Raw genomic sequence first — 17,490 nt, 5'->3', positions numbered from 1 at the left:
CGTCGATCTCGTCGACGGGCAGGAACGTGAACTGCTTGAGGTACTCCCCCACCTTCGCGTCCTCGGCCTGGATCCATGACTGGTAGAAGGCGTACGGGCTCATCAGCTCGGCGTCGAGCCAGACGGTGCCGGACTCGGTCTTGCCGAACTTGGTGCCGTCGGCCTTCTCGATGAGCGGAGTGGCCAGGGCGTGCACGCGCGCTCCGTCGGCCCGACGGACCAGCTCCACGCCGGCCGTGATGTTGCCCCACTGGTCGCTGCCGCCGGTCTGCAGGACGCAGCCGTACCGGCGGTGCAGCTCGAGGTAGTCGAGTGACTGGAGCAGCACGTAGCTGAACTCGGTGTAGCTGATGCCGGACTCGAGCCGGCTGCTGACGACGTCACGGGCCAGCATCCGGTTGACCGGGAAGTGCTTGCCGATGTCGCGGAGGAAGTCGAGCACGCCGATTGATTCGGTCCAGTCGAGGTTGTTGACCATCGTGGCGGCGTTGTCGCCCTCGAGGTCGACGAAACGGGAGACCTGGTCGCGGATGCGCTCGACCCACTCGGCGACAGTCTCTTTCGTGTTCATGACCCGCTCCCCCGCCTCCTTGGGATCGCCGACCAGCCCGGTGGAGCCCCCGACGAGGAGCAGCGGGCGGTGGCCGGCGAGCTGGAGCCGACGGGCGGTGAGGATCTGCAGCAGGTTGCCGACGTGGAGGCTGGGTGCCGTCGGGTCGAACCCGACATAAAAGGTCAGGGGTCCTGACGACAGCGCTCCGCGCAGCGCGTCGCGATCCGTCGCGTGCGCGACGAGACCGCGGGCGTCGAGGTCGTCGAGGACGTGTGTCACTGCTGCTCCTGGGTCAGACGTGCCCCGATTCTTGCTCATCGGGCGGCGCGTGGGTTGCGGCGGTAGGTGGAGACGGTCGGCTCGTCGGGCAGCCAGAACCGCCAGGGCACGTCTGCTGCTCGGGAGACGCCGACGCGAGGACCGCTGCGGACGTCGTGGGGCAGCGCCACCTCTGGACCGAGATGGACGCCGTCGGAGGCCAGCAGATCGGTGCCGAGGTCGTCGAGTGTCAGCCCCAGCGCGGCCGCGAGATTGCCCGGTCCACAGGCCAACCGCTCGTCGGACGCGTCGCGTCGTCGTCTCGCGACGTCGATGCCGTCGACGACGGCCCCTGCACGGATCAGGACCGCGGCCGCCTGCTCGGACGGGCCGGTGACGACATTGGCGCAATGGTGGATGCCGTACGAGCGGTAGACGTAGAGCCGCCACGGGGGGCCGAACATGATCTCGGAGCGAGCGGTGCGGCTGTAGGCGTGCGAGGCGGGATCGGTGACACCTCCGTACGCCTCGACCTCGGTGATCCTGACCGTGACGCCGTGGCCGTGCAGCAGGCGCCCGAGCAGGCCCCGGGCCCGTTCGGTGACGTCGGGCCCTGTCATCCGTTGAGGCGCCGACGCAGCTCAGCGAGCTGTTCGCTGACCCGCGCCAGGGCGGTGCCCCCGCGGGAGTCGCGTGACGCAATGGAGCCGGCGACGGTGAGGACGTCCCGGACCTCAGGTGTCAGGTGGGGTGAGATCTCGGCGAGGTCCTCATCCCAGAGCTCCGACAGCTCCATGTGCCGCTCCTCGCACAGCCGGACGCAGGTTCCCGAGATGTCGTGGGCCTCGCGGAACGGGACGCCCTGGCGGACGAGCCATTCCGCGATGTCCGTGGCGAGTGCGAAGCCCTGCGGGGCCAGCTCCTCGAGACGGGCGGTGTCGAACGACATCGTCGCGACCATGCCGGTGAACGCCGGGAGCAGGACCTCGAGGGTGTCGACCGAGTCGAACACCGGCTCCTTGTCCTCCTGCAGGTCACGGTTGTAGGCGAGGGGCAGCGCCTTGAGGGTCGCGAGCAGGCCGGAGAGATTGCCGATGAGCCGCCCGGCCTTGCCGCGCGCGAGCTCGGCGACGTCGGGATTCTTCTTCTGCGGCATGATGCTCGAACCCGTGGAGTAACCGTCGTCGAGCGTGACGAAGCCGAACTCCTCGGTGTTCCAGATGATGATCTCCTCGGCGAAGCGGGAGACGTCGATGCCGACTTGGGCCGTCACGTATGCGAACTCCGCGACGAAGTCGCGGGCGGCGGTGCCGTCGATGGAGTTCGGCGTGGAACCGGTGAAGCCGAGGTCGGCGGCGACCTGCTCGGGGTCGAGGTCGAGCGACGAACCGGCAAGAGCACCGGAGCCGTACGGCGAGTCGGCGGCGACGCGGGCGTCCCACTCGGCGAGCCGGTCGAGGTCTCGCACGAGAGGCCACGCGTGGGCCAGGAGGTGGTGTGAGAGGAGCACCGGCTGCGCGTGCTGCAAGTGGGTGCGTCCGGGCATCGCCACACCGAGGTGGCGTTCGGCCTGTGCGGCCAGCGACTCGACGAGCTCGCGGACGAGCTGGGCGATCTGACGACCGTGGTCGCGCAGGAACAACCGGAACAGCGTCGCGATCTGGTCGTTACGAGAGCGGCCCGCCCGCAGGCGTCCGCCGAGTACGGGTCCGAGTCGCTCGATGAGCCCGCGTTCCAGCGCGGTGTGGACGTCCTCGTCGTCGGGCTGTGGAGCGAAGTCCCCGGAAGCGACGTCAGCCTCGAGAGCCTCGATGCCCTCGAGCAGGGCGGCGAGATCGCCGTCGTCGAGCAGACCGGCCCGGTGGAGGACGGTGGCGTGCGCCTTCGACCCGGCCAGGTCGTACGGGGCAAGGCGCCAGTCGAAGTGCGTCGAGCGGGAGAGCTCGGCGAGCGACGTCGACGGCCCAGAGGCGAACCGGCCACCACCCCAGAGGCTGGTCGGCTGTTCCGAATCGGTCACGTCAACGTCCTTTCAGGCGGCAGGTCCGCGAGGGTGGTGAATCGGTGGGCGATGCTGGGACCGCCCAGGGGGTCACGACAGATGAGCAGCACGGTGTCGTCGCCGGCGATGGTGCCGAGCAGCTCTGGCTGGGCCACGTGGTCGATGGCCGAGGCCAGGTACTGCGCAGCACCCGGCGGCGTTCGCAGCACGACCATGTTGGCCGACCCGTCGGCGGACACGACGAGCTCGCGCGCCAGCCGCTGCAGGCGCCCGTGAGCCGCCACGCTGTCCTCGGCAGCACGCGGGGTGCGGTCGCCACCCTCGCCGGGCACGGCGTAGACCAGCGTTCCGTCGGCGTGACGGACCCGGACGGCGTCGAGCTCGACGAGGTCGCGCGAGACCGTTGAAGGGGTGGAGTGCACGCCGTGCGCAGTGAGGAGGTCGACCAGCTCGCCCTGCGAGCGCACCGGTTCCTTGCCGAGGAGATCGACGATGAGCTGCTGGCGGGCCGCCTTCGTGGCCGGGATGCGTGACTCGGTCATGACGCCTTCTCCAGCAGCCACACGAGCAGCGCCTTCTGCGCGTGCAGACGGTTCTCGGCCTGGTCCCACACCACGCTGCGCGGACCGTCGAGCACCTCAGCGGCGATCTCGATCCCGCGGTATGCGGGCAGGCAGTGCAGCACCACGGCTTCGTCCGCCGCCAATGCAAGTGCGTCGGTGGTGACGGCGTACGCGCCGAACGTTGCCAGCCGGGCGTCGCGCTCGTCCTCGTTGCCCATCGAGACCCACGTGTCGGTGATGACGACGTCGGCATCGGCGATCGCCTCGGTCGGCTGGTCCGTGATGAGCACCGATCCCCCGGTCCCGGCCGCGATCTTCTCCGCGGCGGCGACGACGGCGGCCCTGGGCTGGTGTCCGGCCGGCGCCCCGATGCGCACGTGCATGCCGGCCGTCGCCCCGCCCAATAGGTAGGAATGGCCCATGTTGTTGGCGCCGTCGCCGAGATAGACGACGGTGAGCCCGGCGAGGTCACCCTTGTGTTCGCTGACCGTGAGCCAGTCGGCCAGGATCTGGCACGGGTGGAACTCGTCGGTGAGGGCGTTGATCACCGGAACCCCGGCGTGGGCTGCCATCTCCTCCAGATCCGACTGCCGGAAGGTGCGCCAGGCGATGGCGCTCGTCATCCGTCCGAGAACGCGGGCGGTGTCGGCGACGGACTCGCCGCGCCCGATCTGGGTGGTGCCGGTGTCCAGCACCAGAGGCACGCCGCCGAGGTCGGCGATGCAGACCGAGAACGAGACCCGGGTCCGGGTGGAAGCCTTGTCGAACAGGACCGCCACGGTCTGGGGCCCTTCCAGAGGACGCCGTCCGTACGGATCGGCCTTCACCTCGCGCGCGAGGGAGAGCAGATCCGACTGCTCGTCCGGCGTGAGGTCGTCGTCGCGGAGGATGTGCCTCATGACGCCGTGCTCGCTTCGGCCTCGTCGAGGAGGGTGCGCAGCGTCTTGACCGCGCCGTCGGCCTGGTCGGTGGTGAGGATGAGTGGTGGGGCCAGCCGCAGCCGGTCTGGCGTGGGGTTGTTGATGATCAGGCCGGCGTCGAGCGCAGCCTGCTGGATGTCCGCCGACACCGGGTGGGTCAGCACGACGCCGATGAGCAGTCCGCGGCCCGTGGTCTCGACGACCAGCGGATGGTCGTCGAGACCTGAGCGGATGAGGTCGCCGACGACGCTGGCGTTCGCGAGCAGCCCGTCCTTCTCGATGGTGTTGAGCACGGCCCGCGAGGCCGCCGTGGCCACGGGGTTGCCGCCGAACGTCGTGCCGTGGTTGCCGGGCTGCAGGAGCGTTCCGGCGTCGCCCAGGGCGATGAACGCGCCGATCGGGATACCGCCGCCGAGTCCCTTGGCCACCGTGACGAGATCAGGCGTCACGCCGGAGGGCTGGTGGGCGAACCAGTCACCTGTGCGGCCGATCCCCGTCTGCACCTCGTCGATCCAGAGCAGCGCGCCGTGCTCGGTCGTGATCCGGCGCGCCGCGGGCAGGTAGTCGTCGGGCGGCACGATGACACCGGCCTCGCCCTGGATCGGCTCGAGCAGCACGGCGGCCACGGTGTCGTCGACGGCGGCCTCGAGCGCGGCGGTGTCGCCATACGGAACCCAGCGGACGTCACCGGGCAGCGGCTCGAACGGTGCGCGGTACGCCTCCTTGGACGTCAGCGCGAGCGCGCCCATGGTGCGTCCGTGGAAGCTGCCTTCCGCGACGACGATCGTCGTGCGGCCGGAGCGCCGAGTCGCCTTGAACGCGGCCTCGGTGGCTTCGGTGCCGGAGCTGGTGAAGAACACCCGCCCGTCTGCGCCGATCAGCTCCAGCAGCTTCTCGGCGAGCTCGATCTGCGGGGTGGACGTGAAGAAGTTGGAGACGTGGCCGAGGGTGCTCAGCTGGGTGGTGACGGCGTCGAGGACGGCCGGGTGGGCGTGACCGAGTGCATTGACAGCGATGCCGCCGAGCAGGTCGAGGTAGCGGTTCCCGTCGACGTCCCAGACGTACGGTCCCTCACCGCGCACGAGAACCCGCTGCGGGGTTCCGAAGGTGTTCATCAGCGCGCCCTGGTAGCGCTCGATCCACTCTTGCCCCGTGCGTTCTTGCGGAGCTCCCTCGAACGTCATCTCTTCCCCTTCGAAACGCTGGTCGTGTAGACGGCCGTCCGCACGCGGGTCGGCACGTCCGGCAGCACCTGGGTGCCGACGCCTTCGTCGGTGAAGATCTCCAGCAGCACCGAGTGCGGCACACGGCCGTCGACGACCGTTGCGCCCATGACGCCACCCTGGACCGCCTTGAGACAGGCGGTCATCTTCGGGATCATGCCGCTCGCCAGGTCGGGAATGAGATCGGCAAGTACCTCGGGCGAGATCTCGCCGATGACGTCGGTGCTGTTCGGCCAGTCGGCGTAGAGACCTTCGACGTCGGTCAGGACGAGCAGCTTCTCTGCGTCGAGAGCGATCGCGAGCGCCGCAGCGGCGGTGTCGGCGTTGACGTTGTGCACTTGACCATCGACGTCGGGAGCCACCGAGGAGACGACGGGGATGCGGCCGGCCTCGATGAGATCGAGCACCGCTTCGGGGCGCACGGAGGTGACCTCTCCCACCAGCCCGACGTCGACCGGCTCGTCGTCGACAAGCGGCATCGTCTTCTCGGCGGTGAAAAGACCGGCATCCTCTCCGGAGAGCCCGACCGCGAGGGCGCCGTGGCGGTTGAGCAGCCCGACGAGCTCGCGACTGACCTGGCCCGTGAGCACCATCCGCACGACGTCCATCGCCTCTGGGGTGGTGACCCGCAGGCCTGCACGGAACTCCGACTCTATGCCGAGCCGTTCGAGCATCGCGCTGATCTGGGGGCCTCCGCCATGCACGACGACAGGGTGGAAGCCGGCGAGACGGAGGAACACGATGTCCTCGGCAAAGGCCTGCTTGAGGGACTCGTCGATCATCGCGTTTCCGCCGTACTTCACCACCACGACCTTTCCGTGGTACTTCTTCAGCCACGGGAGAGCCTCGGCCAGCGCGGTGGCCTTCGAGGTCGCCTCCTTCCACGTCTCCGGGCTGTGCCCGTAGTCGGGGTCGACCTCGAGGTCGTCGTTGGCGGTGTCGTCGGGTTCGTTCATCGTCTCGCTCATGAGGAGTAGGCCGAGTTCTCGTGGACGTAGGCGTGCGTGAGGTCGTTGGTCCAGACGGATCCGCGCACGTCGCCGGCCTTGAGGTCGACGGTCACGGTGACCGCCCGCTCCTCCAGGCTCACGGCATCGGGAGACTCGCCCAGGCCGCTGTTGCGGCACACCCAGACGTCGTTGAGGGCGACGTCGAGGTCGGCCGGGTCGAAGGCTGCGTCGGTGGTGCCGACGGAAGCCAGCACGCGACCCCAGTTGGGGTCCTTGCCGAAGATCGCGCACTTGAAGAGGTTGCTCCGGGCGATCGAGCGACCGACAGCAACGGCATCGTCCTCGTTCGCCGCATTGACGACGTCGATCGTGATCTCGTGGTCGGCACCCTCGGCGTCGGCCAGCAGCTGCATCGCGAGGTCGTGGCACACCCCGCGAAGAGCCTCGGCGAACTCGTCCGGATCGGGTGTCTGGCCGGATGCACCGCTCGCCATCAGCAGCACGGTGTCGTTGGTCGACTGGCAGCCATCGGAGTCGAGCCGGTCGAACGTGGCGCGGGTGGCCGCGCGAAGGGCGGCATCCGCCTGCCCGGGCTCGAGCACGGCGTCGGTGGTGATGACCACGAGCATCGTGGCGAGAGCCGGGGCGAGCATGCCCGCTCCCTTGGCCATGCCGCCGACGGTGTAGCCCTCGCGGATCACCGTGGACTGCTTGGAAACCGAGTCGGTGGTCATGATCGCTTCGGCCGCGGCCTGACCGCCGTCGGCGTCGAGCGACTCGAGCGCGGCATGGACGCCGGACAGCAGGTCGTCGCGGTCGTTCAGGAGGCCGATGAGCCCGGTGGAGCACACCTGCACGTCGACCGCACCGACGCCGAGGCCCTCGGCCACCGTCTCTGCGGTGTCGTGGGTGATGATGAAGCCCTCGGGGCCCGTGTAGCAGTTGGCGCCGCCGGAGTTGAGCACGACAGCGCGTGCCGAGCCCGACTTGATGGCCTCCTGGCTCCAGAGCACCGGGTTTGCCTTGCAGCGGTTGCCGGTGAAGACGGCGGCCGCCGCCGACGACGGTCCGTCGTTGACGACCAGGGCGACATCGAGCCCGCCGCTGGACTTGAGACCGGCGGCCACACCGGAGGCCCGGAACCCCCGTGCGGCTGTGACGCTCATGGTGTTGCTCCCGTTGCGTTTGCTGCGCTCACGGTGCTGGCTCCGATTCGTTCGCTGCGCTCACGGGGCGACCCCGACGGTGGTGAGCCCAGTCGTCTCCGGGATCCCCAGGGCGATGTTCATCGACTGCACCGCTCCCCCGGCCGTTCCTTTGGCCAGGTTGTCCATCGCGCCGATGGCGACGAGCTTGTTTGCCCGAACATCGACGGTGGCCTGCACGTGCACGGCGTTCGACCCGAGCACGGCCTTCGTCTGCGGCCAGGTGCCCTCGTGCAGGACGTGCACGAACGGCTCGTCGGCGTAGGTCTTCGTGTAGGCCTCACGGACGTCGCCGGCCGTGACACCGTCGCGCAGCGGAGCGCTCACCGTGGCAAGGATGCCCCTGGCCATCGGGGCGAGGATCGGCGTGAAGGAGACCACAGGGTCAACCGCTCCGGCCGCTCGAAGGTTCTGCTCGATCTCCGGTGTGTGCCGGTGGACGCCGCCCACACCGTAGGCGCTGGCCTGGCCGATGACCTCCGAGGCGAGGAACGTCGCGGCGAGCTTCTTGCCCGCCCCCGACGACCCGGTGGGCGCCACGACGGTGAAGTCCGGGACCACCAGGTCGGCCATCACCGCCGGCATCGTCGTGAGCGTCGAGATGGTCGGAAAGCAGCCGGGTACGGCGATGCGGCGCGCGCTCGCGAGCACGCCGCGCTGGCCGGGGAGCTCGGGAAGTCCGTACGGCCAAGTGCCCGCCCAATCAGTGGCACCGCCGCCGCCGTAGAACTGGTCCCAGTCCTCAGAACTCTCCAGCCGGAAGTCGGCGCCGCAGTCGATGACGAGGACGTCGTCGCCGAGCATCTCGGCGACCTTGGCGGAGGCCCCGTGCGGAAGGCCGAGGAAGACCACGTCGTGCCCGCTGAGGTGATCGGCGTCCGTGGGGTCGAGCACGCGGTCGACCAGCGGCAGCAGGTGCGGCTGGTGCTCGCCCAACCGGGTCCCGGCGTTCGACGACGCCGTGAGGGCTCCGATGGTGACGCCGGGGTGGGCGAGGAGGGTGCGGAGCACCTCGCCGCCCACGTATCCGCTGGCGCCGGCGACGGCTGCGGTGATCCCCTTCGTCTGTCCAGTCATCTGTCCACCTTTGCAGAATTCCCTATCGAGTGACGCGGTCGGGCGATGCCGGGCCCCATATGCGGACTCAGTCGGTGCCGAACTCCATCGCGGCACGGTCCAACGCCTCGTCGTCGTCTTCGACCACCTCGGAGCGGGCGGCGATGGCGTCCGCGCCTCCGGCCTGCATCGCACCGATCAGCTCGGTGTGCGCGTGACCGATCAGGTTCATCGCGGCGTACTGCTCGAGCTTGGCGCGCGAGTCGGCGATGTCGAGATTCCGCATGGTCAGCTGCCCGATGCGGTCGGTGGGTCCGAACGCCGCTTCGAGCGTCTTCTCCATCGTCAGCTTGTCGGGGTGGTAGCTGAAACCCGAGCCCGCGGTGTCGAGGATCGTGTAGTCCTCGCCGCGCCGCAGTCGCAGGGTGACCGACCCGGTGACGGCCGAGCCGACCCAGCGCTGCAGGGACTCGCGGAGCATCAGTGCCTGCGGGTCGAGCCAGCGTCCCTCGTACATCAGGCGTCCGAGTCGCCGACCCTCGGCGTGGTACGCGGCGGTGGTGTCCTCGTTGTGGACGGCGTTGAGCAGCCGCTCGTACGCGATGTGGAGCAGCGCCAGACCCGGCGCCTCGTAGATCCCCCGGCTCTTGGCCTCGATAATCCTGTTCTCGATCTGGTCGGACATGCCGAGGCCGTGCCGGCCACCGATCGCGTTGGCCTCCTGCACGAGCTGGACCGCGGTCTCGAACGGCTTGCCGTCGATCGTGACGGGTCGTCCCTGCTCGAACCCGATGGTGACGTCCTCGGGTGCGATCTCGACATCGGGATCCCAGAACCGCACCCCCATGATCGGCTCGACCGTCTCGAGACTGACGTCGAGGTGCTCCAGCATCTTCGCCTCGTGCGTCGCGCCCCAGATGTTGGCGTCCGTGGAGTAGGCCTTCTCGGCGCTGTCGCGGTACGGCAGCCCGTGCGCCTCCATCCAGGCCGACATCTCCTTGCGGCCCCCGAGCTCGGTGACGAAGTCGTGGTCGAGCCAGGGCTTGTAGATGCGAAGGTGCGGGTTCGCGAGCAGCCCGTACCGGTAGAAGCGCTCGATGTCGTTGCCCTTGAATGTCGACCCGTCGCCCCAGATCTGCACGTCGTCCTCGAGCATCGCCCGTACCAGCAGCGTGCCGGTGACGGCCCGACCGAGCGGCGTGGTGTTGAAGTAGGCCCGTCCGCCGGAGCGGATGTGGAAGGCACCGCAGGTGATGGCCGCCAGGCCTTCCTCGACCAGCGCGGGACGGCAGTCGACCAAGCGCGAGATCTCCGCTCCGTAGTCGCCGGCGCGCGCCGGGACGGAGACGATGTCGGGCTCGTCGTACTGCCCGATGTCGGCGGTGTAGGTGCACGGGACCGCGCCCTTGTCGCGCATCCAGGCGACGGCAACGGACGTGTCGAGTCCCCCGGAGAACGCGATGCCGACGCGCTCCCCCCGAGGGAGAGTGGTGAGTACCTTGGACATGTTGCACATTCTTGCAGACAGATGCAATTCCGTGCAAATTGCCCGGGAGCCTCGACGAGCGCCCTACTGTATGGCCCATGAGGCGGATCCTGCTCCGGGTGTTCGCAATTCTCGGAGCCGCGGCTCTGCTGCTCATTCCCCTGCTGGCCGGACTTGTGCAACCGTCACAGTCGTCCTCGCCGGATCCCGTCAGGATCACCTCGTACGACGCCGACTATCGCGTGTCCGCCGACGGCACGCTGGTCGCCAAGGAGACCCTCGTCGGCGAGTTCCCCTACGGTCGGCACGGCATCTTCCGCTACTGGGACCTCAGGGACGCCGGCGACGAGCGGGTTCGTCTCGTACCCACCCAGATCAAGATCACCCGGGACGGGGAGGACGAGCCGGTCGACATGCTCTGGGAGTCGGGCCGCCGGTTCCGGGTCGCGAAGGTGGGCGACGCGGAGGTCACCCTCGAACCCGGCGAGCACACGTACGTCATCACCTACCGGATCGAGGGAGCGCTCGCCCCAGCCTCGGTCGAGGCCGGAACGACGTCCAGCTGGAGCGTGGAAGAGGCGAAGCGCTCGGTCTTCAACTGGCACATCGTCGCGCCTGGCTGGGCCATGGGGATGGACCGCGCGACCATCCGCGTCGAGCTGCCGGCGGCGGCCGACGACGCGAAGTGCGCCGTCAGTGACGGACAGGAGTGCGCCGTCGCAGGCGGGGGCACCGACACGCTCATCATCACCACGGACGAGCTCGCGCCCTACACGCCGGTGACGCTACGAGCCGACGTCCCGGTGCCGACGCCCGCCCGTCCCGGCGCTCCGTGGGACATCGGCTACGACCGGCTGCTCGGACGCAGCGAGGTGGCCCTGATCGTCGTCGGCATCATCGCCGCGGCCGCCCTCGTCTTCGGCTACGCCTGGGACCGGCGTTCGCGGGAACGCCGGCCGGGATACCCGGTGATGTACGAGCCCCCGAACGGACTCGGCCCAGTGCAGACGGCGTTCGTGACGAATGAGCAGCTCCCCGACCGCGCCCTCACCGCCACTCTGCTCTACCAGGCCGAGCAGGGGCTCACGAAGCTCACGCAGGACGGCGACGACTGGACGATCGAAGGCATCGGCGACGAGAAGGCGTGGGCGGCGACCGATGATGTCACGCGTCACGTCGGACAGAGCCTCGGGGTGACCATCCCGGGTTCGACCTTCGCTGCCGACGGCTCGGTGTCGGCCGGCTCGACCCTCCAGCCGCTCAAGACGAGCATGGCGAAAGTCACCGACACCTGGGCCACGGCTGCCGGTGTCCAGAGTCCGGCGCCCTCGGAGCTGTTCGGGCGCACGCTGGTCGGTGTCGCCGCGGTCCTGGCCGTCGTGCTGACGTTCTGGCCCCTCGGCAGCTCGTTGTACGTGCTCCCGTTCGCCGCGTTCACGGTGGGTGCCGTCGGGCTGCTCGTCCCGGGCGTCGGCCGCCGCCGCACACTGCTCGGTCGGGACGTCTGGTCGAAGGCCGGCGGGTTCGAACGCCTGCTCTCGACCGACTCCGCCAAGGACCGGTTCGACTTCAGCGGCAAGCGCGATCTGTACACCGCGTTCATCCCCTTCGCCGTCGCGTTCGACTGTGCGGATCGCTGGGCCCGCAAGTACGAGCGGATCACCGGCGCCGTGGCACCGACGCCGCAGTGGTACGGCGGTGGCACCACATCCGACGGACATACGTTCTTCGGCGGCTCGAGCGGCTCGTTCTCCAGCTTCGAGTCATCCCTGTCCTCGTCCATCTCCGCCTACGCCGCGACCCAGTCGTCGTCCTCCTCCGGTGGAGGAGGCGGCGGCGGTGGTGGCGGCGGGGGCGGTGGCGGCGGTTCCTGGTAAGCCTCTACCCATCCACGAGGAGACAGCATGACCCTGATCATCATCCTGATCGTCGTTGCAGCCCTGGTGCTGTTCGGTATCTACGCGTTCAACAAGCTGCGGCGCGCCGACATCGGCGCGCAGGAGGCCCTCGGCGGCATCGACGTGCAGCTCACGCGGCGCGCCGACCTGATCCCGAACCTTGTCAACACCGTCAAGGGCTATGCCGTGCACGAGCGTGCCGTCTTCGACGAGGTGACGGCTGCACGAGCCGGCGTCACGAAGGCAGCGGCAGACGGGACGGTGGCCGAGAAGGCGGCCGCCGAGGCGCGGCTCGACCAGGCCCTCGTAGACGTCCTCGCCGTGGCCGAGGCCTACCCCGACCTCAAGGCGACGGCCAACTTCCAGCAGTTGCAGACCGACCTGACGGAAACCGAGAACCAGGTCTCGTTCTCGCGGCAGTTCTACAACGACGCCGTGAAGAGCCTGAACAACCTGGTGAAGACGATCCCGTGGATGTTCTTCACCGGGATCGCGAGCGTCCACGAACGGGAGTTCTACGACGCGCCGGAAGGCCAGGAAGCACCGCCCAGCGTCCAGTTCTGACGCCGAGAGAGAACTTCACCCGTCGCGAGAGAGAAGTTGCCTGGTCACGAGAGAGAAATTCCCAGGCTCGCAGAATGAGGAAGTCTCTCGCGGCAGGTGGATTTCTCTCTCGCGGTGGGTGAATTTCTCTCTCGCGGTGGGTGAATTTCTCTCTCGCGAGCGGTTAGGTGCGGAGGGTGGCGCCAGCTGCGGCCGCGGCTGCTGCCACGGCGGCGTCTCGCGCAGCGGTGATGTCGTCGTCGGTCAGGGTGCGGTCGGGGGCGCGCAGGCGCAGCGCGAAGGCGAGCGACTTGCTGCCCGGCGCCACCTGGTCGCCGGTGTAGACGTCGAAGAGGCGCACCGACTCGATCAACGGGCTCGCGTGAGCCAGTGCTTCGTGGACCACGGCCGAGGCGACGGACGCGTCGACGACGAGCGCAAGATCCTCCTTGGCGACCGGGAAGATCGAAAACTCCGGCCGAGGCCCGACGTCGGGAGCAGCATCGATGAGCGCGTCGAGATCGAGCTCCCCGGCGGCCGCGCGGCCATGGAGCCCGTACTCCCTCGCGACCCGCGGGTGCACCTCGCCGGCATGACCGACGACGACGCCGTCGAGCATCAGGGCGGCGCAGCGACCGGGATGCCATGGAGCCAGCTCGGCGGGCTCGACCGTCAGGCGCAGGTGCAGCGCTGCGGCGACACGGTGCGCGATCGCGATGGCGTCGCTCCACGAGGCGGCTCTGCCGCGGCCGGCCCACCCGCTGTGCACACGCTCGCCGCTCAGCACGTACGCGACATGCTGCGGCTGGTGTGGGAGTGCGGCGACGAACGCGTCGAGCTCGGCGTCCGTGGGGCGACGGTCGACACCGTAGATCGGTGCGGTCGGTTCGTCGGGCTGCGGGATGAACACGCGACCGGTCTCGACGATCTGGACGTCCGTATGTCCGCGTCCGACGTTGAATCCCGCCGTTGCGAGCACCCCAGCGAGCAGGGTCGTGGTCATGCCCGGCTGCTCCGCCGACAGCGGGTTCTCGAGCAGCACCTGACGGCGCCTGGCGTCGTCGGCGGACAGGCCGAGCCGATCGAAGTCGACCGGGCCGGCGAACGGGAACGTCTTGACCTCCACCAGGCCCGCCCCGGCGAGCACCATGCCCGCACGGCGCCGGAGCTCCTGGGCCTTGGTCAACCCGTGCCCCACGGGTGCCGGCGGCAGCACCGACGGCACCTGGTCGTAGCCGACGACGCGGAGCACATCCTCGACGAGGTCGTACGGGCCGGTGAGGTCGAACCGCCAACTCGGAGGCGTCAGCGTGATACGTCCGTCGGCATGTCGCACCTCACCCCCACCTGCGGCCAAGGCGGCGGCCGCCGTGTCGCCGTCGATGTCCACGCCGCTGATACGGCTCGGAAGGTCCTCCGGGATGCTGACGGCCGCCCGCACCGGCGCACGGCCGACAACGGTCAGGCCGGGCTCGATGGTGCCGCCACCGTGCTCAACGAGGAGCTCGGCGACGCGCTGGGCGGCCCGGGCCTGCAGCTCGGTGTCGACGCCGCGCTCGTTGCGCTTCGACGCCTCCGACGGCAGCTTGTGGCGACGGACGCTCCGCCCGATGGTCGGTGGGTCGAAGAACGCGGCCTCGATGACGATGTCGGTGGTGTTCTCGTCCATCTCCACGTGGGCGGCTCCCATGACGCCGGCGATGCCGACCGGTCCCGCGTCGTCGGTGATGAGCAGGTCCTCGGGATCGAGCGTGCGCACAACGTCGTCGAGGGTGGTGATCTTCTCGCCCGGCTCGGCGCGGCGGACCACGATGTCGCCGCTGAGCTTGGCGCGGTCGTAGGCGTGGTTCGGCTGGCCGAGCTCGAGCATCACGTAGTTGCTGACGTCGACGGCGAGCGAGATCGAACGCATGCCCGCCTGCTCGACTCGCCGCGCCATCCACTCGGGCGTGGGACGGGACGGATCGAAGCCCCGCACCTCCCGGGCGACGAAGACCGGGCAGGACTCGGGGTCGTCGACCCGAACGGGATAGCTATCGCCGTCGGCCGGGACGTCGCGTTCGGCAGGATCGGTGAACGGGACGCCGAACGCCTGGGAGGCATCACGGGCGACGCCTCGGAGGGAGAGCGCGTAGGCGCGGTCGGGGTTGACCTCGAGGTCGAGCACCTCGTCGTACAGCCCGAGCAGCGCGACGGCGTCATCGCCGGGCTCAGGCGCTCCGTCGAGCACGATGATGCCGCCGGGATCGCCGTCCAGTCCGAGCTCGGGAGGTGAGCAGATCATGCCGTCGGAGACGTGACCATAGGTCTTGCGCGCAGCAATGGCGGTGCCGCCGGGTAGCTCAGCGCCGGGCAGGGCGACGACGACATGGTCGCCGGCGCCGAAGTTTTGGGCGCCGCACACGATGCCGCGCGGTTCCTTCTCCCCCACGTCGACCGAGCACCAGTGGATCGTCCTACCGTTGGTCTGCGGCTCGTCCTCGACGCTCAGCACACGGCCGACGACGAGCGGGCCCTGGATGTCAGAGACCTGGTCGATCGTGTCGAGCTTGAGGTCGAACGCGGTGAGGCGGGCGGCCAGCTGCTTGGTGTCGACGTCAGCCGGAAGATGCATGAGCTCGCGCAACCAGGCCACGGGCACCCGCATCAGAGACCCACTCCGAAGGGCTGCGTGAAGCGGATGTCACCGTCGAAGAGGTCGCGCAGGTCGACGATCTCGTAGCGTCCGGTGATGGTGCGGTCGAGTCCCATGCCGAACGCGAAGCCGGAGTAGCGCTCCGGGTCGACGCCGCAGGCGACGAGCACCCGCGGGTTGACGACGCCGCAGCCGCCCCACTCGATCCAGCCCTCGCCGCGGCAGGTACGACAGGTCTCGACCACGCCCGGCACGTTGCCGCACACGTGGCAGAGCAGGTCGACCTCGGCGCTGGGCTCGGTGAACGGGAAGTACGACGGCCGGAACCGGGTAGTGGTGCCCTCGCCGAAGAGGGCCTCGGCGAAGTGGTCGAGCGTGCCCTTGAGGTGGGCCATGGAGAGTCCCTCGTCGATCGCAAGGCCCTCCACCTGGTGGAACACCGGCGAGTGCGTGGCGTCGAGCTCGTCGGTGCGGAACACGCGCCCCGGGCAGGCGATGTAGATGGGGGGCTCGCGGGTGAGCATGGTGCGAACCTGGACGGGAGAGGTGTGGGTGCGCAGCACCATCGCGGCGCTCGCCGGCTTGACCCAGAACGTGTCCTGCATGGTGCGCGCCGGGTGGTCGGGACCGAGGTTGAGGGCGTCGAAGTTGAGCCACTCGGCCTCGACCTCGGGACCTTCGGCAACCGCCCAGCCCATCGCCACGAAGATGTCGGAAACGTGCTCGGAGATTGTGGTGAGCGGGTGCCTCGAACCGACTGGCTCTACGTCCCATGGCAGGGTGACGTCGACCCGCTCCGCGGCAAGCATGCGCTCCTCCTCGGCCGCCTCGACCGCGACACTGCGGGCCGCGATGGCCTGGCTGACCGCGCCACGCGCCTGGCCGACGCGCTGGCCGGCCTCCTTGCGGGCCTGCGGCGGCAGTGCGCCGATCTCGCGGTTGGCCAGTGCCAGCGGCGACCGGTCGCCAGCGTGGTGCAAACGTGCCTGCTTGACCGCCTCCACGGTGTCCGCGGCCGCGATGGCCGCAAGAGCCTCGTCGCGCATCCGCTCCACCTCATCGGCACGCAGCGGCGTGACCTCGACGGGGTCGTAGTCGGAGTTGGGCGCGGACATGCAGGCCTTTCGGTGCGGGGTCGCTGGACAGTCTAGGGTCGCGACTCACTCTCATTCGGTGAGGGCATCCGGCTCGTTGATCGGGAACCAGACACGCAGCAGCGCTCCGCCGCCGTGGGATTCCCGGATGTCGATGCGGCCGCCGTGCTGCTCGACGATGCCGCGGGCGATGTACATGCCCAGCCCGCTGCCCGCGCCCGGTCCAGCTCGCCAGAATCGGCTGAACACCCGCTGCCGCATCTCCTCGGGAATCCCGGGACCGTTGTCATGGAACTCGACACACACACCTGGCGGCTCACCGTCGGCGCGCCCGGTGTTCTCCATGAGCACCTGCTTGAGGCCGAATCCGTGGCGCACGGCGTTCTCGATCAGGTTGGTGACGACTTGCGTGATGCGGTCGGCGTCACCCCAGATGGTCTCGAGCTCGTCACCGATGGTGACCTCGAACGGATCGCTCGATCCCCCGGACATGTTCGTGAGGACGTGGCGGACGAGGTCGTCCAGCCGCACCGGCCCCCGGCGCAGCGTGAGTCGGCCGGCATCGATGCGCGCGGCGTCGAGAAGCTCGGTGATGAGCCGGCTGAGCCGATCGGCATCTGCGTCGACCGTCTCGAGCATCAGCTGACGCTGATCCTCGGAGAAGCGCGCCCACTTGGTCAGCAGCGTCGAGGTGAAACCCTTGATGCCGGTGAGCGGCGACCGGAGCTCGTGCGCCACCGTGGCGACGAGGTCGGACCGCTCGCGGTCGCGCTGGTTTCGAACTCGCGCGTTGCGCATGCTCACGATGACCCGCCCCACCTGTCCGCCGGGCTTGTCGCGCACGAGGCGCGCGGTGATGAGGTACTCGCTCCCCCGCGGCGACCACCAGGCCTGCTCCGAGATGCGGGTGCGGGTGGCGAACCCGTCGTACGGACGCGTGCAGGCGTACCACGAGTTGCCGTTCAGGTCGTCGAACGGCATGGCCTCGTCGATGTGCATGCCGATCATCTCGTCGCCGGAGGCCCGCGCCATCGAGCGGATGCGTTCGTTGACGTACTCGACCTTCCCATCCGGGCCGGCGATGAGGACGCCATCAGGGAAGTC

General features: G+C 69.3%; 15 protein-coding genes. 2 read left to right on the top strand and 13 right to left on the bottom strand.

Features of this window, described 5'->3' with window-relative positions; translation table 11 throughout:
- The 10 genes from tyrS to argG all read right to left on the bottom strand — a co-directional run.
- On the bottom strand, positions 1-832 hold an 832-nt coding region (tyrS, locus tag ACRDPN_RS01290), incomplete at its 3' end, for a tyrosine--tRNA ligase (protein WP_431445517.1).
- A gap of 35 nt (positions 833-867) precedes the next feature.
- Entirely contained in the window at positions 868-1,431 is a 564-nt protein-coding gene (locus tag ACRDPN_RS01285; protein ID WP_431445516.1) for a DNA-3-methyladenine glycosylase, read from the bottom strand.
- Positions 1,428-2,831 (bottom strand): argininosuccinate lyase, encoded by a 1,404-nt coding sequence (gene argH, locus ACRDPN_RS01280; RefSeq protein WP_431445515.1) that lies wholly within the window; start codon positions 2,829-2,831, stop codon positions 1,428-1,430. The genes ACRDPN_RS01285 and argH overlap by 4 nt, the downstream gene beginning before the upstream one ends.
- Positions 2,828-3,355, bottom strand: coding sequence for an arginine repressor (locus tag ACRDPN_RS01275; RefSeq protein ID WP_431445514.1), 528 nt, complete (start codon positions 3,353-3,355; stop codon positions 2,828-2,830). Before ACRDPN_RS01275 ends, argH begins: the two co-directional genes overlap by 4 nt.
- Complete coding sequence (gene argF / locus ACRDPN_RS01270; protein ID WP_431445513.1) at positions 3,352-4,275, bottom strand: ornithine carbamoyltransferase; 924 nt, start codon at positions 4,273-4,275, stop codon at positions 3,352-3,354. The genes ACRDPN_RS01275 and argF overlap by 4 nt, the downstream gene beginning before the upstream one ends.
- A complete protein-coding gene (locus ACRDPN_RS01265; protein ID WP_431445512.1) occupies positions 4,272-5,480 on the bottom strand; it encodes an acetylornithine transaminase in 1,209 nt (402 codons plus the stop codon). Before ACRDPN_RS01265 ends, argF begins: the two co-directional genes overlap by 4 nt.
- Positions 5,477-6,475 carry an acetylglutamate kinase gene (argB, locus tag ACRDPN_RS01260; RefSeq protein WP_431445511.1) on the bottom strand — a complete coding sequence of 333 codons (999 nt, stop codon included), beginning with the start codon at positions 6,473-6,475 and terminating at the stop codon, positions 5,477-5,479. The genes ACRDPN_RS01265 and argB overlap by 4 nt, the downstream gene beginning before the upstream one ends.
- An 8-nt stretch (positions 6,476-6,483) precedes the next feature.
- Positions 6,484-7,635, bottom strand: coding sequence for a bifunctional glutamate N-acetyltransferase/amino-acid acetyltransferase ArgJ (gene argJ / locus ACRDPN_RS01255; protein ID WP_431445510.1), 1,152 nt, complete (start codon positions 7,633-7,635; stop codon positions 6,484-6,486).
- A gap of 60 nt (positions 7,636-7,695) precedes the next feature.
- Complete coding sequence (gene argC, locus ACRDPN_RS01250; protein ID WP_431445509.1) at positions 7,696-8,751, bottom strand: N-acetyl-gamma-glutamyl-phosphate reductase; 1,056 nt, start codon at positions 8,749-8,751, stop codon at positions 7,696-7,698.
- Positions 8,752-8,818: 67 nt separating this feature from the next.
- Positions 8,819-10,237, bottom strand: coding sequence for an argininosuccinate synthase (gene argG / locus ACRDPN_RS01245; protein ID WP_431445508.1), 1,419 nt, complete (start codon positions 10,235-10,237; stop codon positions 8,819-8,821).
- Positions 10,238-10,314: 77 nt separating this feature from the next.
- Here argG and ACRDPN_RS01240 point away from each other — a divergent pair, with 77 nt between their 5' ends.
- Together ACRDPN_RS01240 and ACRDPN_RS01235 are read left to right on the top strand one after the other, a co-directional pair.
- Entirely contained in the window at positions 10,315-12,093 is a 1,779-nt protein-coding gene (locus ACRDPN_RS01240) for a DUF2207 domain-containing protein (RefSeq protein WP_431445507.1), read from the top strand.
- Between the two features lie 27 nt (positions 12,094-12,120).
- The gene (locus ACRDPN_RS01235; protein WP_431445506.1) at positions 12,121-12,678 is read left to right on the top strand and encodes a LemA family protein; all 558 of its coding nucleotides are present in this window, start codon (positions 12,121-12,123) and stop codon (positions 12,676-12,678) included.
- A gap of 163 nt (positions 12,679-12,841) precedes the next feature.
- Here the strand turns inward: ACRDPN_RS01235 and pheT are convergent, their stop codons facing one another.
- The 3 genes from pheT to ACRDPN_RS01220 form a co-directional block, all read right to left on the bottom strand.
- Positions 12,842-15,304, bottom strand: coding sequence for a phenylalanine--tRNA ligase subunit beta (gene pheT, locus ACRDPN_RS01230; RefSeq protein ID WP_431445505.1), 2,463 nt, complete (start codon positions 15,302-15,304; stop codon positions 12,842-12,844).
- Positions 15,304-16,407, bottom strand: coding sequence for a phenylalanine--tRNA ligase subunit alpha (pheS, locus tag ACRDPN_RS01225; protein WP_431445504.1), 1,104 nt, complete (start codon positions 16,405-16,407; stop codon positions 15,304-15,306). The genes pheT and pheS overlap by 1 nt, the downstream gene beginning before the upstream one ends.
- 51 nt (positions 16,408-16,458) lie before the next feature.
- Positions 16,459-17,490, bottom strand: a 1,032-nt coding sequence (locus ACRDPN_RS01220; RefSeq protein WP_431445503.1) for an ATP-binding protein, incomplete at its 5' end; no start/stop codon positions are given.

It is taken from the genome of Aeromicrobium sp. (assembly GCF_050700635.1).
Classification (GTDB): Bacteria; Actinomycetota; Actinomycetes; order Propionibacteriales; family Nocardioidaceae; genus Aeromicrobium.
This window is presented reverse-complemented; position numbering and strand designations above follow the sequence as displayed.